Genomic DNA, 22,383 nt, shown 5'->3' with positions numbered 1-22,383 from the left:
GACTGTTCTGAAAGAAGAGGAGAGAGACAGGGGGGCTGGGGTCCGCTGCAACAAAAAAGACTGCCCTCCGAACCATATGCCGGAAGGCAGCCTGATGAAAGAGGTTTGGGAAAAAGGTCAGCTCAGGGCTTCCACCAGCTTGTCCCCGTAGGCGGAGCAGGTAAGTTCCGTGGAACCGGGAATCATTTCCGCAAGGTCGAACGTGACCGTTTTTTCGGAAATTACCCGGTCGATGGCCTGAATCAGCAGGTCGGCGGCTTCCGTCCAGCCCATGTAGCGCAACATCATCTCCGCGGACAGGATGACGGAGCTGGGGTTGGCCTTGTTTAGTCCGGCCAGTTTTGGACCGGTGCCGTGCGTAGCTTCAAAAATGGAATGCCCCGTCAGGTAGTTGATGTTGCCTCCGGGAGCGATGCCGATGCCGCCTACCTGCGCCGCCAGGGCGTCGGATATGTAATCTCCGTTCAGATTCAGCGTGGCTACCACGTCGAAGTTTTCCGGGTGGAGCAGAATTTCCTGAAGGAAGGCGTCCGCAATGCAATCCTTGATGACGATACCGTTGGGAAGTTTCAGCCAGGGGCCGTCCCCGATGGGGATGGCGCCGTATTCGCGCCGCGCGACATCGTATCCCCAGTCACGGAAGCCGCCTTCCGTGAACTTCATGATGTTGCCCTTGTGCACCAGCGTGACGCTCTTCCTTCCGTTGTTCACGGCATAGTCAATGGCGGCGCGCACCAGGCGCTCCGTGCCTTCACGGGAAACGGGCTTGATGCCGAAGCCGGAGCTTTCCGGGAAACGCACCTTTTTCATGCGGTCCGGGAAAATGCGGCTCATGGTATCAAAAAACAGCTTGGCGTCCTCCGTGCCTTCCTTGAATTCGATCCCGGCGTAGATGTCTTCCGTATTTTCACGGAAAACAACCATGTCCACTTTTTCCGGAGCCTTGACGGGAGTTTCAATGCCGTTGAAATAGCGCACGGGACGCAGGCAGACAAACAGGTCCAGATCCTGCCGCAGCGTGACGTTCAGGCTGCGGATGCCTCCGCCCACTGGGGTGGTGAGGGGGCCCTTGATGCCGATGAGGTACTTGCGGAAAGCTTCCACCGTCTCATTCGGAAGCCAGGTGCTCAGATTATCAAAAGACTTCTGCCCGGCAAAAACTTCATACCACGCGATGGAACGCCTGCCCTGATAGGCCTTGGCTACGGCTGCATCAATGACGCGGGAAGCCGCCGCCCATATTTCAGGACCGGTTCCGTCACCAATGATGAAAGGAATGACGGGTCTGTTCGGAACGCAAAGCCTGCCGTTCTGCATGGTGACGGCTGCACCGTCTGCGGGAGGGGTGAATGTTAAATTGGCCATGACGTGCGTTCCTTTATAGGACACAGCCCGGTTTGGCAAGATAAAAGAGCGGAATGGGGGATTGTGTTTCATGGGGTTTTGCAGGCTTGTGCAGCAACTGGATTGGAAATGTTTTCCCTATCTCCCCCGCATGGGCGTGTCAAAACCAGCGGTCCTTCCCGGACGGCTGTTCCGGCTGACCGGCTTCTTCCCGGAGGCGTTTGAGGAAATTTTCTTCTGCCTGATGTTTCAGGCCGCTCTCCATGATGTGCTTCCGGGCGTTTTCGTTCAGTTGGTTGACGGCAATGGCGGCATCTTCGGAAGTCAGCCTGTTCCAGATGCCGGCGTCGTCCTTCACGATGCGCAGGGAACCCTCCACCATCTCGCAGGAAATCAGCGTTCCATGAAGGCCCTCCGCCGTAATGGAGTTTTTGTTGTCTGCGGGAATGATAATCCGAAGAGGTTCGGGCCCTTCTAGGTTGATGCCTCCGTGGGCGCGGTAGGCCGCTTTCAGAACCAGCGTTTTTCTGCTCCACCACCAGGTGGTGGAATAACGGTATTCATATTCAAAAGTCCGTTCCACGGTAACCAGATTGGCGACTTTTTCATCCTTCTGCACCACCAGGGCCACGCTGCCGTGGTTGGATGAGAATCCCTTATTGATCAGGGTAAGGCCCATTTCCCTGCCGGCTTCAATCAGTTTTTCCGCTACAGCCATCGGCTTTTCCGCCGGGGCGGTGATGCAGGAGCGCACCCCCCAGAACAATACGGCCAGCACACCGATCAGAACGGCTCCCCTGGCCAGGGCGACGACAGCGGGGGAATGGAAAAAGGTGGTGGAGGAACCGCTCATGAGATGTTGCGCGTAGCGGAATTCAGGGTTCCGGATCTTCATGGGAGCCATCTTCCCTGATGGGAGGCATGAACAGGGCCAGGAAAGTGAAAGCAATGACGGTCAGGTCGTCTATTTGTCCAAATCCGGGAATGAAATCCGGAATCAGGTCAATGGGGGAAAAAGCGTAGAGAGCGGTCAGGATGAGGAGAACAATCTTGCGTTTGGTGAAAAGGCGCGGTTCTCCTTCCCGGCTGCGGAAGTAATTGACGGCTCTGACCAGGAGTTGCTGCCTGGAGCCGTTGGGTGGAATGGGAAACCTGTTTTTCATGGGGCTGCTGGGGGGGAATTTGCCGTAAATGGAAGGGTAACTCTTCCGTTATTATCTCATGCGCCCCCGGCCGCGTCCAGAGCAATTACCGGCTTCCTTCGGGTGTGTGTTTTCTTACGCTTTAAGAGGATGCAGCGTTTGCGGCGATTGCGCTGTGCGGGTATCCCTTTTCCCGGCATTGTCATCGGCAAGAGGAAGGGAAGAGGACAGGACAGGTGCCGGAAAGCGCGGAAGAAACCGGAACATTTGTCTTGTCCCTGCCGTTTTCCGAGCCTGTTCCCACCAGCCGCGACAACGTTCCGCAGGGTAGAAGATAGCGTCTTCCCCATCTGCCCACATTCCTTTCCCGGAAGAGGAATGCCCGGGCTTGCGGCATTGACACGGCGGGAGGCACGGGGTACTCTCCTGCGGCATATAATGATCAGTTTCACCAATATCAGCGGAGCCGAGGAAATTGGGGCCAATTGCTATTTGCTTGAGATGGACGGCACCAGGATCGTGCTTGACAGCGGGATGCACCCCAAGAAGGAGGGGAAGGCGGCCATGCCGGACTTTGATTCCCTGGAACCTAATTCCGTGGAAGCCGTTTTTTTAAGCCATTCCCACCTGGACCATCTGGGGACGCTGCCCGTGCTTCAGGAGAAACAGCCTGCGGCGGAGGTGTTCATGACGCCCGCCGCGGCAGCCCTGTCTGAAGTGATGCTGCACAATTCCGTGAATGTGATGAGCGCCAAGAGGCTGGACCTGGGCATTGTGGAGTATCCTTTTTTCACCCATAACGATCTGGACAGATTGAGCGACGCCTGGAATGCCAAATCCTGCAACGAAGTGTTCCGCGTGGGCTTTCGTCAGAACGTGCTGGCCACGTTTTATGATGCCGGGCACATCCTGGGGTCTGCCGGCGTGATGCTGGAGAGCGAGAGCGGCCATACCGTATTTTACACGGGGGACGTGCAGTTTGAGGACCAGAGCATGATTCCCGGGGCTGATTTTCCGGAATCCGGCGTAGATACGCTGGTGATGGAGTGCACGCGCGGTGGTTTCCAGCGCAGCGCCCACTATTCCAGGCCGGAAGAGATGGTGAGGTTCGGGAAAGCGATTGCGGAGACGCTGGAGCGCGGCGGTGCCGTACTGATTCCGGTATTCGCCATCGGCAAGAGCCAGGAGATGCTGTTCAATATCCACCGTTTCAAGCAGATGGGGGTGATTCCCGCCAATACTCCCGTGTACTTCGGCGGTCTGAGCGCGAAAGTTTCCCTGTTGTACGACCGTTTTGCCGGGTCAACGCGCAGGCATGACCATGAATTTAAACTGAAGGAGGAGATTCAGACCGTGCCCCTTCCGCGCAAGGGAAAAGCTCCGCTGGTGTGTTCACCGGGGAATATTTACGTGGTGTCCAGCGGCATGATGACGGAAAACACGCTTTCCAACGTTATGGCGGAACAGGTTCTTCCCCAGGAGAAGAATGCTATTTTGTTCGTAGGATATGCGGATCCTGATTCTCCCGCGGGCCTGTTGAAGGCAACGCCTGAAGGGGAACTGGTGAAAATGCGGCCCAAGGGGCAGCCGGTGCGCCGCAAGTGCACCGTGGACTGTTTTGATTTTTCCGGGCATGCCACCCGGGATGCCCTGGTCAATTATGCCGTGAAGCTGAATCCCAGGCAGGTGGTTCTGGTGCACGGGGACCCGGATGCCGTGGAGTGGATGCGCCATACGTTATCCGCAAAAATGCCGGATTCCACTATCGTCGTTCCTGAGCCGGGGCGCCGCTACACTTTTGAGCCATGAGTTTTACAGGAGAAAGAAAGGGGAGGCTGGTCGTCTTTGAAGGCATTGACGGCACGGGCAAGTCCACCCACATCGGCCACTTGCGGAAGTATCTGGAAGGGCAGGGTCTGGAAGTGGTGCAGAGTTTTGAGCCCACGCGCGGCCGGTGGGGCCGGATGCTCCGGGATTCCGCCGTGACCGGACGCCTTTCCGCAGAGGAGGAAGTGGCCCTGTTCCTGAAAGACAGGAGGGAACATGTAAGGACGCTGATTGCTCCCGCATTGGCACGGGGGGCATGGGTTCTGCTGGATCGCTACTATCTTTCCATGATGGCTTACCAGGGCGCGCGCGGCATAGACCCGCAGGCCATCCGTGCCGCCAATGAAGAGTTTGCCCCGGTGCCGGATGCCGTGGTCTGGCTGGATATTCCCGTTTCCGCGGCGTTGGAACGCATCGGAAACCGCGGGGAACGCGACGCTTTTGAGACGGAAGAGGGTCTGGCGGCCTGCCGCAGCGTGTTTGCTTCCGTCCATGCTCCCTGGATGCTCCGCGTAGAAGCGGACGCCGGAGAGGAAGAAGTGGCGGCAAGAGTGCGGAGGTCTCTTGCCGCGCGTTTTCCCGATGTCATTGAAGCATAGGCGCATCCCTCCGGCCGGAGGCCGGGGATTTTCCCTTGGCGGGTCATTACTGGCATTTAACCGCTATTTCGCAGGCGCATAAGCCGTTGGATCTGGAATCCCGGCTTCCCTGAAGGCTTCCCGGCGTTCCATGCAGGTGGAACAGACGCCGCAGTGGACGGCTCCGCCCTTGTAGCAGGAGTAGGTGCGGGAAAAGTCCACGCCCAAATCCTGGCCCATGGCGGCGATGCCGCCCTTGGACATGTGGATGAAAGGGCGCAGGATGCCCAGACCGGCGTAGGTTCCCAGGCGAATGGCCTGCGTCATGGCGGCCATGAATTCCTCCCGGCAGTCCGGATAGATGCTATGGTCACCGGAATGGGCCGCAATGACGAGCTGCTGCGCTCCGCAGCTTTCCGCAACCCCGGCGGCGATGGACAGGAAGATGCCGTTGCGGAAGGGGACGACGGTCTGTTTCATCAGTTCTTCATCATAGGAACCGTCCGGAATATCGTCCGCGCCGGAGAGAAGGGCGGATTTCAAATGGGCGGAGATGGAGGAGATGTCAATCACGCGGTGCTCTATGCCCAGGCTGGCGGCTTGCCAGGCAGCGCATTCCAGTTCCCGTTCCGCGTGGTTGGAGGCATAGTCAAAGCTGAGGGCCACCCGGACGCGGTGGTTCCTGTGCGCCCAGTGCAGGGCTACGCTGGAGTCCAGTCCGCCGCTGAGCAGTACGGCTGTTTCCATCTTGTCCATGGTCTGGATTAAAGAGGGCGGTTTTCCGGATTGTGTTCGGCTGTTGCGGTCAGCTGGATGCCGCCGCGGGGGGAGAAACGTCCTTCCACCTTCAGCCACCGCGGGGAAATGGCGGCCACCAGATCATCCGTGATGCGGTTGACGATTTGTTCGTTGAAAGCCGGGTAGTTGCGGTAGGAGGCCAGATAGTATTTGAGGGATTTGGTTTCCACGCACTTTTCCGCGGGAACGTAGGTGATCGTCAGGCGGCAGGAATCCGGTTGCCCGGTAACGGGGCAGAGGGAGGAAAATTCATGGGTATCCAGCGTGATGGTGTAGGGACGCGTGCCGCGGTTGGGGAAGGATTCCAGCCTGGCGTCGTCAGGGCTGGTGAAGAAGGAGCTTTGAGAGCCTAATAGAGTCAGATGGTCGTCGGACATGGTTGATGTAGTATGGTAATGGATGGTTCAGGCCCCCTGGACGGGGGCGCCTTTTTCCAGGACGGGTTCTTCGCCGGGGAATTCTTTCACGTACAGGTCCTGTTGAGGGAACGGAATGGAAATGCCGTGTTCGTTGAACGCATTATAGATGTGTTCCCGCACGGAGGAAAGACTGGAGGATTTTGTCATGACGGGAACCCAGACCCATACGCCCAGATTGACGGCACTGTCTCCGAAATTGTCCAGCACCACGCTGGTTTTTTTGACCTTGGAAAGGAAGGGCAGGGAAGCCAGCGTTTCCAGAATGATTTTACGCGCCCTTTCCACGTCCGTTCCGTAGGAAATGCCCACTTCCACCTTCACGCATTCGAATTTATGGTTGCGGGTCATGTTGCGGAAGTTCTTGTTGAAGAGCTGGGAGTTCTGGAAGGCGATGATAGAGCCGTCCAGCGTCTCGATCATGGTGGAGCGGTAGCCCAGGGAGGAGACGCGGCCCCGGTAGCCGTCGCATTCAATCATGTCGCCCTGGCGCAGGCGCCCCAGCATCAGGGAGAGGCCGCAGATGATATTCTCAATGGTGTCTTTCAGGGCAAAGCCGATGCCCATGCTCAAGCCTCCCATGACCATTAGCAGCCCGTTGTAATTGGCGTTCATGATGATGAGCGCCGTAAAAACGAAGAGCCCCCAGAGAAAAAGGGAGGAGAGCGTCACGAAGGTGGGGATGATGCCTACTTCATAATCTTCTCCATAGACTTCGTGCAGCGTATTTTTCCCCAGGAATATCAGGTAGTTGAGAACAATGGCAATCAGGATGACCGTGATGACGCTGCTCCAGCTGAAAGTGAACAGATCCTTGATTTCCGTGGCGGCGAAAATTTTATTGATGATGAGGTCCCCCATGTCGAAGGTGGCGGCGGGCCAGATGAGGCTGAACAGGATGAGGAAGATGGTCAGGCAGGGAAGCGCCAGCTTGGAGACGAAAGGGCGGAACCACAGGATGACCCGCTTGTTCCGTTCCTTCCGGCGTTTTTCATAGTGGTGGAGCAGATCCCACAGGCCCACCAGCAACAGGATGCTGGTCATCAGCATGATCCAGGTCATCAGGACCAGGAAGGCCATGAAACTGAATCCAGTCCAGCACAGAACGCTGCCCAGGATAGTAAACACCAAAGATACGGTGGAGAAGAAACGGTCCAGCCGGGGCAGCTTGTGCCGCTGCCGCACCCAGGTCAGCAGGGAGAAGAGGGAAACCAGCGTGAACAGGATGGGCATGGAAATATCCACGATAATGTTGGGGGCCATGAACATGCGCAGAAGCATGAAGAATCCGCCCAGAAGAAGGTAGGGCATGTAGATGCGGATGCCGGAGTTAATGGTGCCGTAGGGGAGGCGCGTGACCAGGGAGAACAGGATGGCGCTGACCAGCAGAAGGAATTCCGCGCCCAGGGAAGCCGCGCTCTCCAGCAGGTAGTTCGGCGTGCGCAGTGAGGCAATGACGAGGATCAGCGCCACGATAAGAATGGTGGTGACGTTGGTGAACGCATGACGCTTGTTGTAGTTGCCCGTCTTTTTCAGCGTTTTTTTGAAGCCCAGGAAGACGATGAAGCGGGCAAGGCAGTAGGAGCACAGGATGATGCCCAGCAGGATAAGGCCGTAGTGTTTGAGCGTTTCCGAGTCTGATGGAAGCTGGAGCTTGCTGTCCGCGGATGTTTCCCATACGCTCATGCATATTTCATACGTCTTGAGCGGCTTGAGAAAGATATACCTGGCCGCATGGGACGGAGTGTAAAATATCCTGTTGAACAGGGAGGTGAACATTTGGGCGCTTTCATAGTTCAGCGTGTCTATCTTCCTGTTCAGATTATTGAAAAGTTCCTTAAGGTAAATGAACTGCTCCTTTTCTTCCTGAAGGGATTTTTCCAGTTCCTGGCAGGCATACAGAGCTTCGTCCCTTTGCACCAGGGATGGTTCCGACAGGTTGGCCGTGTCGACTTCCTCCAGGGATTCAGCCAGTTTTTTAATGCGTTCTATTTCCTTGCCCAGCCGCTCCTCCTGTTCCTGGAAGTCCGGTTTTTGGGCGTAATACATTTCCACCAGCCTGGTGGCTGCCTTGCAGTAAAAAGCCAGCGTAAAGATTTTTTGATCGTCCAGGGCGTAAAGCACGGCGGACATTTCATATACCCTGGTGTCAAAATAATTGTAGGTGGCGTCCGCGTTCTTCACGAGCACTTCCCGGACGGCCATCCTTTTTTCCTCATTCTTTTTCAGGATGGTGATTTCATGGCACAGGGCCATGATAACCGCATCCATTTCCGATTGGTCCGGCTGCGCCTGGGGCTGTTCCGTCCTGGCTTCCTTCACCTGTTCCGGGGCGGCGGAAGGCGGTTCCGTCTGCTGTGCGAACACAGAGCCTGAGGCCAGAAACCCCGCCAGAAAAAAGGCGGCGCAGCGGCGGAAAAAGATCCGGTAATCAGGGATGCTCATGAATGGTCCCTGTTCTAGGGGCTGCGGGCATTACGGTCAAGGTTATATATTCTCCTGCTGACGGAAGGGAGCTTCACAAGGAGAAGCCCGTTTTTTCAGAGCAAGCCGTATGGAAAGGGCGGGGCATTTTCCAAATTCCCGGGGAATGCCCCTTTGTAAACAGGAAACGCTCCGGAAATTCTCCGGAGCGTTTGAAGAGAAAGCTGATTCCTGCGGGAATCAGTTCAGAGAAAAGGAGCGGATTCTCTTTACGGTTTCCTCCCGACCCAGCAGGGAAAAGACGGAGGAAAGATCCGGGCCGCCGCTTAACCCGGTGAGAGCCACCCGGGCAGGGAACATCACGGCTCCCATTTTGACGCCGTTTTCCTTGGCAAAGGCTTTCAGCACGCCGATGAGTTCATGTCCGTCCCATTCCGGTTCCTGTTCCAGCCTGTCCGCCAGTTTGGAAAGCAGTTCCAGCGCTTCCGGCTGAACCTTGGAGACAGCTTCCGGATCCATGTCCAGGTCAAAAAAGAAGCGGATTTTATCCGGAACTTCCGCCAGGGTCTGCACTTTCGTTTGCACGGTGGCGATGGCGGCGTCCAGAATCGGGGAATCCGGCAAACCGGATTTCAGACAGAAAGGCCGTGCCCGGAGAGCGAATTCTTCCGCAGGCAGGGCGATGATATGCTGCTGGTTGACCCAGCGGCATTTGGTGATGTCAAATTTGGCTGCGGAGTGGTTGACGGCTTCCAGAGAGAAGCGTTCGATCAGCTCCTGCGGGGAGAAGATTTCCGTATCGTCCTTGGGGGACCAGCCCAGCAGGGCCAGGAAGTTCATGACGCCTTCCGGCAGAAAGCCTTCTTCCGGGTAAGTTCCCAGGGCGGCGCCCACGTCGCGCTTGGACATTTTGGAGCCGTCCTGGTTCAAAATCAGCGGCATGTGGGCGAAAACCGGGGGTGTGACGCCGAAAGCCTCAAACAGCTGGATGTGCTTGGGCGTGTTCATGATGTGGTCTTCCCCGCGGATGACGTGGGTCATTTTCATCTCAATATCGTCCACCACGTTGACAAAGTGGAAGATGTAGGAACCGTCCGCACGGCGGATAGCCATGTCCGGCGTGTTGGAAGCGTCCCGGTAGTCGATGGTGATGTCTCCGCAAATCAGGTCATGGAAGGTGACGGGTTTGGAGCGGTCAAAGCGGAAACGCCAGGCTCCGCCGTCTTCGTACACGCGGCCGGCGTCCTGAAGCTTCTTGAAGTAGGCGTCGTAAATGTCGTTGCGCTGGCTTTGGAAATAGGGGCCGCAATCGCCGCCTTTCATGGGGCCCTCATCCCAGTCCAGCCCCAGCCATTCCATCCCGGTGAAGATTGCGCGGGTAGCCTCCTCCGTGTTGCGGGCGTTGTCCGTATCTTCAATGCGGAGGATGAAGGTCCCCCCCATCTTGCGGGCGAACAGCCAGTTGAACAGGGCGGTGCGGGCGCCCCCAATGTGAAGGTAGCCCGTGGGGGAAGGTGCGAATCTTGTTCTGACGTGACTCATGATGGGTAAGAGAGTAAGGGCCTGTCTGCCCGCGTCAAGCAGATACAGGGGGTGCATGCCAAAAAACGGGGGTGCGGAGGCAGTGGATTTTTTAGGACGTTGTCGGCCTTGCGGCTTGCCTGGAGAGGGTTTTTAGGCTTCATTTAACGCCGTGTTCTTTTTAAAACACATATTCCGTCTGCGGGAGAAGTGGCAGATTAAGAGGGAAGATGAGGAAAAGCCCTTTCTGGAGCATCTGGACGACCTGCGGACCATGCTGCTGAGGATGGCGCTGTGCCTGACCGTCAGCACGATTCTGTGTGCCGGGTTTGCGTCCAATCTGATGGATATCCTGAGACGCCCCGTCAACCAGGTGTGGGATATGTTTGAGGAATCCCATCTTCCGGCAGGGATTGGCCTGGAGGCCTGGGGCAAGGCCAAGGAAATGGCAACGGCCATGACGGGCCTGGGAGCTTCCCAGCGGGAATTGTTTCTCCGCCAGGTTTCCCCGTCCCAGGCAGATTTGACGGAGGCGGTCCTGGTGCTTCGCGGCGCGCAGCCGCTGCCGGAGGACAGAAAACAGATTTTCATCAGGGAAGGAAGCCCTTCCGCGTCCGTGCGGGATCTGGCGGAAGCCCTGTATGCCCAAGGAGCCGTTCTGGCGGACGGAACGGGGCGGGGGGCCCTCAAGATGATGAGCGCGTTCCAGCCTGGGGAGGCGTTCATGCTGACCATCAAGCTTTCCCTGTATGCCGGAGTGGTGATTTCTTTCCCCCTTCTGCTGTACTTCCTGCTTCAATTCATCATTCCGGGATTGCTGGAACATGAACGCCACCTGTTGTATAAGTGCATGGCTGTCGGTTTCGGCCTGTTCCTGGCCGGGACGCTGTTTTGTTATTTCATTGTGCTTCCGCGGGTACTGGCGTTTTTCTACACTTATTCCCTGGAATTCGGCATTTCCAATGAATGGCGCATCGGTTATTATCTGTCCTTTGCCACGCAGATGATTTTGATGTTCGGCCTGGCTTTTGAACTGCCTGTGGTGGTGATGCCCTTCGTCAAGCTGGGAGTGCTGACCTATGATATGATGAAGTCCACGAGACGCTATGCCATTGTGGCTATCGCTATCCTGGCTGCGATCATCACCCCTACGCCGGACGTGGCCACCATGATGCTGATGGCCGTTCCCATGTATGCGCTGTATGAAATATGCATCATTCTCGCCTGGATGCATGAACGCAAGGAGGCCGCGCGCACCCGGGAGGAAATCGCCCGGTTTGAAGAAGATTTCAACAACAACAATTCTCCCTACAACCAGTAACTACATCCAACACGCATCAACATTATGAATCTTCTGGAAATTATTATTCTGGGTATTGTGGAAGGCCTGACCGAATACTTGCCGGTCAGCTCCACGGGGCATCTGCTCCTGACGGAATCCCTGTTGAACATGTCTCAGAGCAAGGAAGCCCTGGACGCCCTGGCCGTCTGCATCCAGGGGGGAGCCATCCTGGCGGTGCTGAGCCTGTATTTTCCCCGGGTAAAAACCATGGCGCAGGGCGTGCGCGGCAAGAACCCCGCCGGGCTGAAACTGCTGGTCAACATTATTTTGGCCTTTCTTCCGGCCGCCGTGGTGGGCCTGTGCTGCGCCTCCCTGATCAAGGAGTATCTGTTCAATACGTACACGGTGGCTTATTCATGGATCGTGGGGGGAGGCGTTATTCTGGCGTATTGCGCCTGGCGCGCCAGGGAGGGCCGTTCCAATGAAGGGAACTCCGGCGCTTCCATTGAAAGCCTGACGCCGGCCAAAGCGCTGACGGTGGGCGCGCTCCAGTGCGTGGCCATGATCCCCGGCACCAGCCGGAGCCTGATGACCATGCTGGGAGGCATGTTCGTGGGGTTGAGCGTGGAGGCGGCCGTGGAGTTCAGCTTTTTGCTGGGATTGATAACCCTGGGCGCAGCCACGGTCCATGATGCGTATAAGGACGGTGCGCTGATGCTTGAATCTTTCGGCTGGGAAGCTTTGGCCGTGGGAACGGCGGTCAGCTGGCTTTCCGCATGGCTGGCTGTAAAATGGATGGTATCCTATCTGCAAAGGCACAGTTTTTCCATATTCGGCTGGTACCGTATCGCCATTGGCATTGTGACCCTGGTCCTTCTGTCTATGGGGCTGGTGCATTGAAAGACGTTTTCCGGCGTTTGAATGCCGGAAAACGCTTCTTCCCAGGCAAGGCGGATCCCCCCACAAGGAAACGGGTCTGGAACAATCCCGGAGAAGAATGACCGCTGTCTGGACGAAACCATAACGCAGGGCTATCTTGCATCCCCGGAGCAACACAGCCCTGCAATGAATGGCAGTTCAGGAAAGCTTATCTTCTGTGCGTTCCGTGGGAATGCCCGGGATTGGAAGGTTTAGGAGAAGGAGACGGACGGGATGGCGCAGATGAAGGGCGGGAGGACGGCCTGCCAGGTGCGTTGACGGAATGGGGCGGGGAAGAAGGCCTGGAAACGGAAGAGGGCCTGCCGGGACGGTTGACGCCGGAATGTCCCGGATTGTGGGAGGAAGGCCTTGAAGCCGGCGGGGAGGAAGGTCGGCTGGGACGTCCGAAATCCGGTCTGGAGGGACGATTGACTTCCGGGCGGCTGATGCCGGGACGATTCGAGCCGCCGGGACGGGAAGGATGATTGGCGGAAGGGCGCGAAGGCCGTCCGGGCTGGTTGATTCCCGGATGGTGTACCGGAGGCCGATGAGAATTGCCGGGTTTTCCGACGTTCGGCCGCTGATTGGGCCGTACGGGGTGTGGGGCCGGCCTGTTGTTTCCCGGACGGAAGTGGTCGGGCCTGAACTGGGGTTTCATCGGCGGTCTTGCCATGGGCCGGCAATGGTGGGGACGGACATAATGCCCGCGGTAATAAGGAGCCGGCCCCCACGTGGGGATATAATAATTCGGACGAATCAGGTTGATGGAGTAAATGGGGCTTCCGAACGTGTCATAGGCATAGATGGGCCTTCCTCCATAATATCCGTAAATAGGATAGCCGGAGCTGTCATACATGTACGATACGCTGGAACCGCCGCTGCTGTAGGAGCCTGACACGCTGAAATGGTCATAATAAGGATCGTAGCAGCTGGACAAAGCACAGCCGATAGCGGCCGCCAGCAGTGAGTTTTTTAAGATAACGTATGCTTTCATGATGACGAAACGGGGTGAATTATATTTTCCCTTCGCCTGAAAAGCGGCAAGGAAAAAGTACATTTGTTTAAAATTATTTTGCTTGGAAACGTGCTTCCTGTTGTCTTAGACTGCAAAAACGCTCTACGTGATGGGAATTCTCTTTCAAGATAAAACAGTCGGCTTGGCCCTGCTGTGTGATAACGCCCCTTATACGCTGGCCATGACTCTGGCTTCCTATGGCAGGTCCGGGCTGCTTGGCTATTTTGACAAAGCTTGCGCCGTTTTTCCGGAAAGCGCCGCCAAGGTGCGGGAGACGGCCCTTTCCCATGGCCTTTCCGCGGTGGCCTCTCCGGTGGAAGGCGGTTTTATAGGGGCTCTCCATACGGCGGTCAACGCTCTTGATACGGATTATGTGCTGCTGGCGGAGGATGATTGCATGATCTGGGAGCATCTGCGCGGGGAAAATCTGGAAAAGCAGTTGAAACGGGCCTTGGAGCTGCTGATTTCCGGCCAGGCGGATATGGTGCGCCTGCGCCATGCATGGCGCGGTTGCACGCGTTACAAGGCCGCCTATACATATTCCTACTTTTATCCCGTGGAGCAGCTGGCTACCATGTGGGTGCATGCGGAAGGTTTGTCGGAAGCGCCTGACTGGATTAAAAGCATCCGGCGCTTTTTCCATCCTTTCCGCTCCAAGCGTTCGATAGGCCGCTGCGTTTATGTGGAGCAGAACCCGCATCTTCGCTTTCCCCAGTACATTACCAGGATTGATGAAGGCTATATCATTGACAGCGAGGTTTTCCAGTGGACCAATCAGCCTACGCTCATTGCGCGTTCCAGAATCAGGCAGATTCTGGCGGGGCTGGAGCAGGCTCCCGGCTCCATCGGGAAATTGCCGCAGGATTTTGAACATGCCGTCAATAGCCCGCGATGGAGGGATGCCCATATGAACATAGGCGTCATCAGCGGAATTTTCACTTAAATGCGTATGGAGGACGGAGGAAAAGCGGTGCGGTATGAATGCACCAGATGCGGCGCATGCTGCCGCTGGGCCGGGGATGTGTGCATTGAAGCGGATGAAATCCGCGAGATTTCCCGTTTCCTGCACATGGACGAACAGGATTTTATTGACACATGCTGCCGGTTGAGAGCCAACCGGCGCGGATTGTCCATCAGGGACGCGGAGGACGGAGCCTGCATGATGCTGACGAAAGACGGCTGCCGGATCAATCCCGTTAAACCCCGCCAGTGCCGGGATTTTCCCAACAAATGGAATTTTCCCGGCTGGCGGGATTTATGCCGCGCCAGAGAAGTGGGGGAGGAAGGGAAAGTATAACGCTGCCGGAATGCCGCAAGATTCTTTTCCTGTTCCGGCATTACTCCATGAACAGGGTAAAATCCGGCTGGAATGTTGCGTTTTTTACAGGAACTGAGCCAGATCCCGTTCAAAACCGGGATAGGACGTATTGATGCATTCCGTATCCGTCACCACGGTTTCTCCCTGTGCGCTGAACCCGGCCACCAGGAAACTCATGGCGATGCGGTGGTCCCCATAACTGGATAATTCCGTTCCTTTCAGGGGGGTGCCGCCGTGAACAACCATGCCGTCGTCAAATTCTTCCACATCCACGCCCATGAGCCGGAGGTTGGCCGCCGTGGTGGCGATGCGGTCCGTTTCCTTGACGCGCAATTCGCGGGCGTTTCGGACGATGAAGTCTCCCCGGCCCAGGGCTCCCGCTACGGCCAGGATGGGTATCTCGTCAATGAGATTGGGGATTTCTTCCGGGAGGAGGCTGGTGCCGTGCAGGGAATCCGAGCCGTACACGGTAATATCTCCGTACGGTTCGCCGGCATCTGCCGGAGAAGTGGTCACAATGTCCATTCGTGCGCCCATCCTTTGCAGCGCGCTGATGACGGCGTTCCGCGTCTTGTTCAGCCCCACCTGGCGCAACGTCAGGCGGGAGCCCGGCCGGCCGGCGGCGGCCACCATCCAGAAAGCTGCGGAGGAAATATCTGCCGGGACTGTCAAATCATGGGCGACGGGGAGAACCGGCCCGCAGGTTCCGACGGTCAGGCCGTCCACGGTGCAGGGAATGCCGAAATGACGGAACAGGCGTTCCGTGTGGTCGCGGGTGACGGCCGGCTGGCGCACGGTGGTGGCGCCGTCCGCAAACATGCCCGCCAGTAGAATGGCGCTTTTTACCTGGGCGCTTGCCATGGGAAGCGTGTAGGAAATCGGGTGCACCCGCCCGCCGTGAATGCTCAGCGGCGCACAGCCCGGTTTGGTCCCCCTGGCCTCAATCCTCGCACCCATTTGTTCCAGCGGCTGCATGATGCGGCCCATGGGGCGGGAACACAGGGAGGCGTCCCCAAACATTTCCGAATCAAAGGGGCAGGCGGCCAGCATCCCGGCCAGCAGTCTCATGCCCGTGCCGGAATTGCCGCAGTCAATGGGCCGTTCAGGGGCCTTGGGGCTCATGGCGACGCCCGTTATCCGGAAGCGTACTGGGCCATATCCCTGCCGTTCTTCCAGCACATCCACCTGGGCGCCCAGCTGCTCCATGGCGCGCAGGGTATTCAGGCAATCTTCACTGCATAGGAAATTATCCACTTCCGTCACTCCTTTCGCCAGGCCACCCAGAATGGCGGCGCGGTGGGAAATGCTTTTGTCTCCGGGTACGGTCAGTACCCCTTGCAGGGAGGGAATGGAATGGGAATGAAGGTTCATGAGCGTCCGGAAGAACTACCCTGTATCGGCTGCCGAATCAAGCCAATTACGAGGCGGACGGCCGCATCAGGGGGCTTTCCAGAATGGAGTTGATTTTCCGGAACGGTGGCGTATATTCATGTGCGTTATCGGCTGCATCCCCCTGAAAAGAAGGAGAGAGCTTTTCAGGATCAATGGATCAAGCTGGTTTTCATAGGTAGTAAGTTGGAGCGGCCACGGGAGCAGTCCTGTGGCCGCTTTACCTTGTTCAGGAAAAAGGGCGCCTGTTGGCTTGAAGAAGGAAGAAAGAAACAAAATGTTCTTCATGCCCGCTTTGGACTTTACCGCGAGCCGATGAAAGCGTATGTAGTCCCTGCCGATCAGGTTCGGGTGGTCGCTGTTCCGGTCTTCAGACCGGAGTAGAGGAAAGTCCGGACATCACAAGGCAGCGTGTCCCGTGAAAGCGGGAGACGGGAATCTCCCAAGGGTTCCCGGACGGAAAGTGCCACAGAAAACAAACCGCCCGGATGGGGTTCTCCCCCGTGCCGGGCAAGGGTGAAAAGGGGAGGTAAGAGCTCACCGCTCCGAGGGCGACCAAGGAGGCATGGTAAACCCCGCGCGATGCAAGACAAACAGGGGAAGGGTCGCCTGCCCGCCGGATCCCCGGGTATTAGTCGCATCCGTTTCGTGAAAACGAACGGGCGCGCGGAACGCCTGACCGCAGTCCGCGTGAGAAAAATGACCGCACAGCCGGCTCTGGCCGGCGGACAAAATCTGGCTTACAGAACCTGGTCGGCTCCTGTTTTATTTATCGTGCTGTTTTCATCCTCTCTTTTCCGGGGAAGAGAACCACTTGGAAATTGTCCCGTTCCGGGGGCTCTTTGGGGTTGCATGGGCGTGTCAAATGTGTAGAATCCGTCACTTAATTGCCACCCACTATGGAGAAGCTTGTCGTACATGGAGGTTTTACGCTGAGGGGAGCCGTCAATATCAGCGGTTCCAAAAATGCTTCCCTGCCTATTTTGGCCGCATCCCTGCTGACGGATGAGCCTGTAGTGGTGCGCCGTGTGCCGGATGTTTCCGATACCAATTTCATGGTGCAGATCATGGGCCAGCTGGGAGCCTCCGTGGAGCGGTCCAGCGGCAATGTGCGCGTGGAGGCCAGGAACCTGCATTCCGAAGCCGCTTATGAACAGGTGCGCAAGATGCGCGCCTCCATCTGCCTGATGGGGCCTTTGATGGCCCGCATGCAGCGGTGCGTGATTCCCCTGCCGGGCGGCTGTGTGATTGGCGACCGTCCTGTGGATTTGCATATCAGGGCCATCCAGGCATTGGGAGCGCAGGTGCAGATTGAGCGCGGCAACCTGATTATTGAAGCTCCCGGGGGATTGAAAGGAGCCACGGTGGATTTGCGCGGAGACCACGGCCCCACCGTTCTGGGAACGGACAATTTAATGATGGCCGCCGTATTGGCGAAAGGCACCACCGTTATTGAATCCGCAGCCTCCGAGCCGGAAGTGGTGGATCTGGCGAACTTCCTGATTAAGATGGGCGCCAATATTCAGGGTGCGGGAACGCGCCGGATCGTCATTGAGGGAGTGGAAAAGCTCCGCGGCTGCAACCATACCGTTATCCCGGACCGCATTGAGGCCGGCACCTTTATGGTGGCGGCGGCCATGATGGGGGATGGCGTGACCCTGCGGCGCGTCTGCGAGGAACATATGACCGTGGTGACGGATTTGCTCCGGAAATGCGGCCACCACGTGGAATTCAACGAACGGGGGGATACGGTCACCATCATTGCCGGGAAAACTCCCAAATGCGGAGAAATCAAGACAGCCCCGTATCCCGGCTATCCCACGGACATGCAGGCTCAGATGACGGCTCTCTTCGCCACGACGCCGGGCATTTCCGTGGTGAAGGACACCATTTTCCCGCAGCGTTTCATGCACTGCTCCGAACTCAAGCGCATGGGGGCGGACATCAAGGTGGACAACGGCACTGCCGTCATCTCCGGGGTGGAAACGCTCAGCGGCGCACCCGTCATGGCCTCCGACCTGCGGGCTTCCGCCGCCCTGGTGCTGGCAGCCCTGAAGGCGGAAGGCACCACGGAGATCCACCGCCTGTATCATATTGACCGGGGCTATGAAATGATTGATGAAAAACTCCTGGCAATCGGCGCCGCTGTGGAAAGATTGCCGGATGATGACAATTAACGCTGTTTTAAGTCCGGATTTTTCATCACACCACATTTTTTCTTTACTGTCAGAGTTCCATATGCTATTCACCGAAGTCCTATGAACAAGGCTCAACTGATTGAACTGATTCAAAGCAAGCTGGGTGCCGATACGACCAAGAAGCACGCTGAAGAAGCTCTGGCCGCTGTGCTGGAATCCATTAAGGAAGGCGTGAAAGAATCCGGCAAGGTGCAGATCATCGGCTTTGGTACGTTTGCTACCAAGACCCGTGAGGCCCGTACCGGCCGTAACCCGAAGACCGGCAACACGATCAATATCCCCGCCTCCAAGACGGTTGCTTTCAAGGCCTCTTCCGCCTTGAAGGACTAAGACGGCAATTGCTTTCTAAAGGAGCACTTTTCTTTCAGCACCCCGTCCTTTGCGGACCGGGGTGTTTTTTATGTCCCGCTGCGGATGCCGGCGGCTTGACCGGATGAACGCCTCCGTCTAGAATGCCGCCATGTCCAGCAGCTTTGGTCAGGTGTTCAAGATTTCTACCTGGGGTGAATCCCATGGAACCGGGGTAGGCGTGGTGATTGACGGCTGTCCGTCTCTCATTCCGGTGACGGAAGAAGACATTCAGCGGGAGCTGGACCGGCGCAGGCCGGGGCAGAGCGACATCGTAACCCCCCGCAAGGAAGAGGACCGCGCGGAAATCCTTTCCGGAGTGCTGGACGGCAAAACCCTGGGAACGCCTATAGCCGTCAGTGTCCGGAACAAGGACCACCGATCCTCCGCCTATGACGAGATGGCCAGCACGTACCGGCCCTCCCATGCGGATTATACATACGACGCTAAATACGGTATTCGCGCCTGGGCGGGCGGCGGCCGGGCCTCCGCACGGGAAACTATCGGCCGCGTCGCAGCCGGAGCCGTGGCAAAAGCCGTCTTGAAGCAGGCTTTTCCCGATATGGAGGTTCTGGCCTGGGTGGACCAGGTTCACCATGTGAAAGCTTCCGTGGACTGGGGAGCCGTGACGGCTTCAGCCATTGAAAGCAATATCGTCCGTACGGCGGATCTCTCTGCGGCGGAAGCCATGATCGCCGCCATCAAGGAAGCCCGTGATTCCGGCAATTCCTTGGGCGGCGTGGTCAAATGCATGGTGCGCGGCTGTCCTCCCGGCCTGGGGGATCCCGTCTTTGACAAGCTGGACGCTACGCTTGCCCACGCCATGATGAGCATTCCCGCCACCAAGGCTTTCGCCGTGGGTTCCGGTTTTGAAGCGGCGGACATGACCGGCCTGGAACATAATGACCCTTTTTACATGCAGGGCGGCCGGGTGCGTACCGCCACCAACCACTCCGGCGGTATTCAGGGCGGCATCTCCAACGGAGAGGACATTCTGATGCGCATCGGCTTCAAGCCTACGGCCACCTTGATGATCGACCAGCAGACGGTCAACAGGGATGGGGAAGATGCCCGGCTCAAGGGCAGGGGACGGCATGACGCCTGCGTGCTGCCGCGCGCCGTGCCCATTGTGGAAGCCATGGCCTGGCTTTGCCTGTGCGACCACTACCTGCGCCAACGCTGCCAGCGGGCGCTGTAACAACCGGGTTCACGGCTTCTTTCCCGTTACTCATGGATTCCTCCCTCACATTTTACCTGGTTCTGGGCGCATTGCTGCTGGGCTTCATTGTGCTCGGCATGCTGAAGGGGATGATCAAGATGCTCCTGTTCGGCGCGGCAGTGCTCTCTTCCGTAGCCGCTTACTTCTGGTTATCCAAATATGGTTTCACCTATCTCTCTTTCATCACCAGTGACCCGCGGGAATGGATGGTCACCGTGCTGTCCGTCGGAGGCGCGGCGGCGGTCTTCTTTGTCTTTATGCACGGTCTCTTCTGGTTCAGCGACGTCTTTTCCTGGGGGAGGCGCATGGGTTTCGGGGGTGCCAAGGGAATCGTCACAACGGTACTGATGGCGGCAGTCGTATGCTGGGTGGGAGTCATGTGCATCTTCTTTTACGGCTCCATGGCGGAAATGACCCGCGCCCGTGAACTGGCCCTGTACCACATGGACCCCAACCGCACCATTTCCCTCCCTGCCATTTATTCCGTCAAGAAGTCCATCATGGACAATCCCCGCCTGAGCTGGCTGGAAAAGATATCTCCGGAGCACGATCCGGAACGGCTTTCCCTGGCAAAAATGATCGCCTATCTGGTGACGCTCCAGCCGGAGCTTTCTGACCAGCGGCGCGCCCAGCTGGACTGCTACATGCCCCGCTCCCGCATTACCAGCCGCGTGCTAAGCCTGAAAAGCCTGAGCGAAGACCCCGCCATCCGCCTTCTGGTGCAGAAGGGGGATATGCAGGGCCTTTACAACGATGTCAAGCTGACCCGCTTTCTGGAAGATCATGATGTCCGCTCCGTCCTGTCCCAACTGGATGTGGACCGTGTGCTGGGCTTCGTCACGGAAATTCGCCGGACGGCCCCAGCCGGGAATGAATATAATTCCCGAAGCCACGCCAATTGAGGAATAAGCGCGGATTTTCTGTTCCGCCGGAATGAATTTGTTCCTTTTATCCTCCTGTAATCCAAAAAACAGGGAATTATTTTCCCTCCCGTGTCCGAACCGGAAAAAGAGAGTTCCGGCTTGTTTCTAGGAAAAAGCGCCTGTTCTGATGATTGGTCTGATAACGAAGCTTGATTAAACTAACTGCTCCGTCAACGCAAAACAGCTGGACGACAGTTGAATTTTTCTTCCTTCAGGGCAGCTGGTTTTCCGGGATTTTTCCCGATATCTACACTAATTTTTTCTGATTATCAATGTGTTCGGATGCTGCGGAAAGGTGAAGCACCAGCCGAAAAGACGTGCAAAACGGTAGTACAGTCCCTTGCAGCGGGCATTTTGGCTGGTCATGATATCGTAAAAAGCCAGGTCAATCTGGCTTCTGGAAATGGGCGCTCCGTTCATTTTGGCGTGCAGCATGGCGTCGTGGAACAGGGAAGGGAGGAGCATATCCGGAGGGGTGGAACTACACGTGACGCCGTCCCAGCCATAGCCGGGATTAATGCAGAAACGACCGCCCTCCGCCTGCATGCGTATGGATGAGTCATATGCGCTGACGGCCGTCCAGCGGCCAAAATCCGCTTTTTTTCTTCCGCTGGTCCAGCTGACGGCATTTTTAGTGATGTAGAAAGGCTTGTCTTCATAGATGGTTCCTTCATACCAGCCGGCCACGGGTACCGGAGCCGCAGTTGGAGTGGAGCAGGATTCCAGAAACATGGCTGCGCACATTGATGTGAACAATATGTAAATATTATGTGAATAAGAGATAAAGAGCATGAGGGGACGGCGCGTTATCCGGATAGTTGTTTCTTATTGAATTTCCAGCACGATGATTTCCGGAGGGCAGCAAAAGCGCAGGGGAAGAACGCTGCATCCCAGACCTCGGGTAATGAGGAAGGGGGTTCCGTTCAGCTGGGACCAGGGATAGGAAAATTGGACCTTCTCTCGTGAGATGTTTGCCAGGGGCCTGCCTCCGGGAAGGCATATCTGGCCTCCGTGGGTATGCGCGCTGATGACGGCGTCCGCCACGCCGGGAGCCAGCAGGGGGAAAATATCGGGTACATGTGAAAGAAGGATATGCGGAATATCCGGAGAAAAACGCAGTGGCAATTCCTCCTGCCTGATTCTCTGGTGATAGTCGTCCCTGACGGAGGAGATCTGCAGCTCCCGCCCTCCGGGAAGGTGCAGCAGCAGGGAATCATTCCACATGGGCAGGATGCCCAGCCCGGCAAACATGTTGCGCCATAAGTCCCAGCCGTAATACTGGTCATGGTTGCCCTGCACGGCAAAAATGCCGAGAGGCGCTTTCAACATCTTGAAATATTCCCGGGCCGTTTCCGGGGCCATGCTGCTCTCCCGCGTGTGGCCGTTGGCGTAATCCCCCAGCAGGAAAATCATATCCGGCCGGGCTTCCATGATTGTTTCCATGTACCTGCGGGCCAGATCGCCGCCGTTTGGACGCAGATGAAAATCTCCGGCAATCACGATGCGGAGGGGCTGGCCTTCTTTTCCCTTCCACTGAGGCATCTCCATCGCAGTCGTGACGGTTTCCACACGACTGGGTTCCACCTGCCATGCCCACATGAATAAGGAGAAGCCGATCATCAATACTGGGACAAGGATGATCGCCAATTTGTTGAGAAAGGGGCAGTGTGGGCGTGACTTCATGCAGGGCAGGACTCCTTACTGATTATGAGGCCTTTTACCC

At 57.0% G+C, this 22,383-nt stretch carries 21 protein-coding genes and 1 other RNA gene; 11 read left to right on the top strand and 11 right to left on the bottom strand.

All coding sequences use genetic code 11. From position 1 onward, the window contains the following. Nucleotides 1-117: 117 nt before the first annotated feature. From icd to B3075_RS01105, 3 genes are all read right to left on the bottom strand, one after another. On the bottom strand, nucleotides 118-1,365 hold the full coding sequence (gene icd / locus B3075_RS01115) for an NADP-dependent isocitrate dehydrogenase (RefSeq protein ID WP_290488697.1): 1,248 nt from the start codon (nucleotides 1,363-1,365) through the stop codon (nucleotides 118-120). A 139-nt stretch (nucleotides 1,366-1,504) separates the two neighbouring features. Beyond that, entirely contained in the window at nucleotides 1,505-2,239 is a 735-nt protein-coding gene (locus B3075_RS01110; RefSeq protein WP_290488695.1) for a DUF4230 domain-containing protein, read from the bottom strand. Further along, entirely contained in the window at nucleotides 2,220-2,507 is a 288-nt protein-coding gene (locus B3075_RS01105; RefSeq protein ID WP_094137075.1) for a YkvA family protein, read from the bottom strand. The genes B3075_RS01110 and B3075_RS01105 overlap by 20 nt, the downstream gene beginning before the upstream one ends. 417 nt (nucleotides 2,508-2,924) lie before the next feature. On the opposite strand from B3075_RS01105, the gene B3075_RS01100 reads away from it, so the two are divergent. Together B3075_RS01100 and tmk are read left to right on the top strand one after the other, a co-directional pair. Further along, a complete protein-coding gene (locus B3075_RS01100) occupies nucleotides 2,925-4,295 on the top strand; it encodes an MBL fold metallo-hydrolase (RefSeq protein ID WP_179218515.1) in 1,371 nt (456 codons plus the stop codon). After that, nucleotides 4,292-4,912: a dTMP kinase gene (gene tmk / locus B3075_RS01095; protein WP_290488692.1), complete on the top strand. Its 621-nt coding sequence runs from the start codon at nucleotides 4,292-4,294 to the stop codon at nucleotides 4,910-4,912. Before B3075_RS01100 ends, tmk begins: the two co-directional genes overlap by 4 nt. A gap of 63 nt (nucleotides 4,913-4,975) precedes the next feature. Here tmk and queC read toward each other — a convergent pair whose 3' ends face one another. The 4 genes from queC to gltX all read right to left on the bottom strand — a co-directional run bounded on the left by queC (nucleotide 4,976) and on the right by gltX (nucleotide 10,071). Next, nucleotides 4,976-5,647 (bottom strand): 7-cyano-7-deazaguanine synthase QueC, encoded by a 672-nt coding sequence (queC, locus tag B3075_RS01090; protein WP_290488691.1) that lies wholly within the window; start codon nucleotides 5,645-5,647, stop codon nucleotides 4,976-4,978. Between the two features lie 8 nt (nucleotides 5,648-5,655). Then, nucleotides 5,656-6,066, bottom strand: coding sequence for a preQ(1) synthase (gene queF / locus B3075_RS01085; protein WP_290488690.1), 411 nt, complete (start codon nucleotides 6,064-6,066; stop codon nucleotides 5,656-5,658). Between the two features lie 27 nt (nucleotides 6,067-6,093). Then, entirely contained in the window at nucleotides 6,094-8,550 is a 2,457-nt protein-coding gene (locus tag B3075_RS01080; protein WP_290488689.1) for a mechanosensitive ion channel domain-containing protein, read from the bottom strand. Nucleotides 8,551-8,769: 219 nt separating this feature from the next. Further along, the gene (gene gltX / locus B3075_RS01075) at nucleotides 8,770-10,071 is read right to left on the bottom strand and encodes a glutamate--tRNA ligase (protein WP_094137128.1); all 1,302 of its coding nucleotides are present in this window, start codon (nucleotides 10,069-10,071) and stop codon (nucleotides 8,770-8,772) included. 151 nt (nucleotides 10,072-10,222) lie between these two features. Between gltX and tatC the strand changes: the two genes are divergently transcribed. Both tatC and B3075_RS01065 read left to right on the top strand, forming a co-directional pair. Further along, complete coding sequence (gene tatC / locus B3075_RS01070) at nucleotides 10,223-11,371, top strand: twin-arginine translocase subunit TatC (protein WP_290488688.1); 1,149 nt, start codon at nucleotides 10,223-10,225, stop codon at nucleotides 11,369-11,371. Between the two features lie 24 nt (nucleotides 11,372-11,395). Then, a complete protein-coding gene (locus B3075_RS01065; RefSeq protein WP_094137068.1) occupies nucleotides 11,396-12,232 on the top strand; it encodes an undecaprenyl-diphosphate phosphatase in 837 nt (278 codons plus the stop codon). Between the two features lie 187 nt (nucleotides 12,233-12,419). Here the strand turns inward: B3075_RS01065 and B3075_RS01060 are convergent, their stop codons facing one another. Then, nucleotides 12,420-13,244 (bottom strand): hypothetical protein, encoded by an 825-nt coding sequence (locus tag B3075_RS01060; RefSeq protein WP_290488687.1) that lies wholly within the window; start codon nucleotides 13,242-13,244, stop codon nucleotides 12,420-12,422. 127 nt (nucleotides 13,245-13,371) lie between these two features. Between B3075_RS01060 and B3075_RS01055 the strand changes: the two genes are divergently transcribed. Both B3075_RS01055 and B3075_RS01050 read left to right on the top strand, forming a co-directional pair. Next, complete coding sequence (locus B3075_RS01055; RefSeq protein WP_143245698.1) at nucleotides 13,372-14,208, top strand: hypothetical protein; 837 nt, start codon at nucleotides 13,372-13,374, stop codon at nucleotides 14,206-14,208. After that, nucleotides 14,209-14,562 (top strand): YkgJ family cysteine cluster protein, encoded by a 354-nt coding sequence (locus B3075_RS01050; RefSeq protein WP_290491990.1) that lies wholly within the window; start codon nucleotides 14,209-14,211, stop codon nucleotides 14,560-14,562. A gap of 84 nt (nucleotides 14,563-14,646) precedes the next feature. Here B3075_RS01050 and aroA read toward each other — a convergent pair whose 3' ends face one another. Then, complete coding sequence (aroA, locus tag B3075_RS01045; protein WP_290488685.1) at nucleotides 14,647-15,954, bottom strand: 3-phosphoshikimate 1-carboxyvinyltransferase; 1,308 nt, start codon at nucleotides 15,952-15,954, stop codon at nucleotides 14,647-14,649. Nucleotides 15,955-16,311: 357 nt separating this feature from the next. Between aroA and rnpB the strand changes: the two genes are divergently transcribed. The 5 genes from rnpB (at nucleotide 16,312) to B3075_RS01020 (ending at nucleotide 20,639) form a co-directional block, all read left to right on the top strand. After that, nucleotides 16,312-16,731: RNase P RNA component class A (gene rnpB / locus B3075_RS01040), an RNA gene on the top strand. A gap of 140 nt (nucleotides 16,732-16,871) precedes the next feature. Next, on the top strand, nucleotides 16,872-18,149 hold the full coding sequence (murA, locus tag B3075_RS01035; protein WP_094137063.1) for a UDP-N-acetylglucosamine 1-carboxyvinyltransferase: 1,278 nt from the start codon (nucleotides 16,872-16,874) through the stop codon (nucleotides 18,147-18,149). 81 nt (nucleotides 18,150-18,230) lie between these two features. Further along, nucleotides 18,231-18,500 carry an HU family DNA-binding protein gene (locus B3075_RS01030; RefSeq protein ID WP_012420924.1) on the top strand — a complete coding sequence of 90 codons (270 nt, stop codon included), beginning with the start codon at nucleotides 18,231-18,233 and terminating at the stop codon, nucleotides 18,498-18,500. 130 nt (nucleotides 18,501-18,630) lie between these two features. Further along, complete coding sequence (gene aroC, locus B3075_RS01025; RefSeq protein ID WP_290488684.1) at nucleotides 18,631-19,716, top strand: chorismate synthase; 1,086 nt, start codon at nucleotides 18,631-18,633, stop codon at nucleotides 19,714-19,716. A gap of 32 nt (nucleotides 19,717-19,748) precedes the next feature. Further along, nucleotides 19,749-20,639, top strand: a complete 891-nt coding sequence (locus B3075_RS01020) for a hypothetical protein (RefSeq protein ID WP_290488683.1) — start codon at nucleotides 19,749-19,751, stop codon at nucleotides 20,637-20,639. Nucleotides 20,640-20,912: 273 nt separating this feature from the next. Here B3075_RS01020 and B3075_RS01015 read toward each other — a convergent pair whose 3' ends face one another. Both B3075_RS01015 and B3075_RS01010 read right to left on the bottom strand, forming a co-directional pair. Next, the gene (locus B3075_RS01015; RefSeq protein WP_290488682.1) at nucleotides 20,913-21,392 is read right to left on the bottom strand and encodes a hypothetical protein; all 480 of its coding nucleotides are present in this window, start codon (nucleotides 21,390-21,392) and stop codon (nucleotides 20,913-20,915) included. A gap of 93 nt (nucleotides 21,393-21,485) precedes the next feature. Beyond that, complete coding sequence (locus B3075_RS01010; protein ID WP_290488681.1) at nucleotides 21,486-22,343, bottom strand: metallophosphoesterase; 858 nt, start codon at nucleotides 22,341-22,343, stop codon at nucleotides 21,486-21,488. Nucleotides 22,344-22,383 lie beyond the last annotated feature (40 nt).

The organism is Akkermansia sp. UBA7090, assembly GCF_002493465.1.
In the GTDB taxonomy this organism is placed as follows: domain Bacteria; phylum Verrucomicrobiota; class Verrucomicrobiia; order Verrucomicrobiales; family Akkermansiaceae; genus Akkermansia; species Akkermansia muciniphila_A.
Note: the sequence above shows the minus strand (reverse complement) of the source record. Positions and strands in the feature narration are given on the sequence as shown.

Bases quoted from the DNA above. Each gene is read 5' to 3' on its own strand.
- B3075_RS01110 (WP_290488695.1), bottom strand. From the start codon at position 2,239: ATGAAGATCCGGAACCCTGAATTCCGCTACGCGCAACATCTCATGAGC.
- B3075_RS01080 (WP_290488689.1), bottom strand. From the start codon at position 8,550: ATGAGCATCCCTGATTACCGGATCTTTTTCCGCCGCTGCGCCGCCTTT.
- icd (WP_290488697.1), bottom strand. From the start codon at position 1,365: ATGGCCAATTTAACATTCACCCCTCCCGCAGACGGTGCAGCCGTCACC.
- tmk (WP_290488692.1), top strand. From the start codon at position 4,292: ATGAGTTTTACAGGAGAAAGAAAGGGGAGGCTGGTCGTCTTTGAAGGC.
- B3075_RS01015 (WP_290488682.1), bottom strand. From the start codon at position 21,392: ATGTTTCTGGAATCCTGCTCCACTCCAACTGCGGCTCCGGTACCCGTG.
- B3075_RS01020 (WP_290488683.1), top strand. From the start codon at position 19,749: ATGGATTCCTCCCTCACATTTTACCTGGTTCTGGGCGCATTGCTGCTG.
- B3075_RS01105 (WP_094137075.1), bottom strand. From the start codon at position 2,507: ATGAAAAACAGGTTTCCCATTCCACCCAACGGCTCCAGGCAGCAACTC.
- aroC (WP_290488684.1), top strand. From the start codon at position 18,631: ATGTCCAGCAGCTTTGGTCAGGTGTTCAAGATTTCTACCTGGGGTGAA.
- B3075_RS01030 (WP_012420924.1), top strand. From the start codon at position 18,231: ATGAACAAGGCTCAACTGATTGAACTGATTCAAAGCAAGCTGGGTGCC.
- aroA (WP_290488685.1), bottom strand. From the start codon at position 15,954: ATGAACCTTCATTCCCATTCCATTCCCTCCCTGCAAGGGGTACTGACC.
- B3075_RS01050 (WP_290491990.1), top strand. From the start codon at position 14,209: ATGCGTATGGAGGACGGAGGAAAAGCGGTGCGGTATGAATGCACCAGA.
- B3075_RS01100 (WP_179218515.1), top strand. From the start codon at position 2,925: ATGATCAGTTTCACCAATATCAGCGGAGCCGAGGAAATTGGGGCCAAT.
- B3075_RS01065 (WP_094137068.1), top strand. From the start codon at position 11,396: ATGAATCTTCTGGAAATTATTATTCTGGGTATTGTGGAAGGCCTGACC.
- B3075_RS01010 (WP_290488681.1), bottom strand. From the start codon at position 22,343: ATGAAGTCACGCCCACACTGCCCCTTTCTCAACAAATTGGCGATCATC.
- gltX (WP_094137128.1), bottom strand. From the start codon at position 10,071: ATGAGTCACGTCAGAACAAGATTCGCACCTTCCCCCACGGGCTACCTT.
- B3075_RS01060 (WP_290488687.1), bottom strand. From the start codon at position 13,244: ATGAAAGCATACGTTATCTTAAAAAACTCACTGCTGGCGGCCGCTATC.
- murA (WP_094137063.1), top strand. From the start codon at position 16,872: ATGGAGAAGCTTGTCGTACATGGAGGTTTTACGCTGAGGGGAGCCGTC.
- queF (WP_290488690.1), bottom strand. From the start codon at position 6,066: ATGTCCGACGACCATCTGACTCTATTAGGCTCTCAAAGCTCCTTCTTC.
- queC (WP_290488691.1), bottom strand. From the start codon at position 5,647: ATGGACAAGATGGAAACAGCCGTACTGCTCAGCGGCGGACTGGACTCC.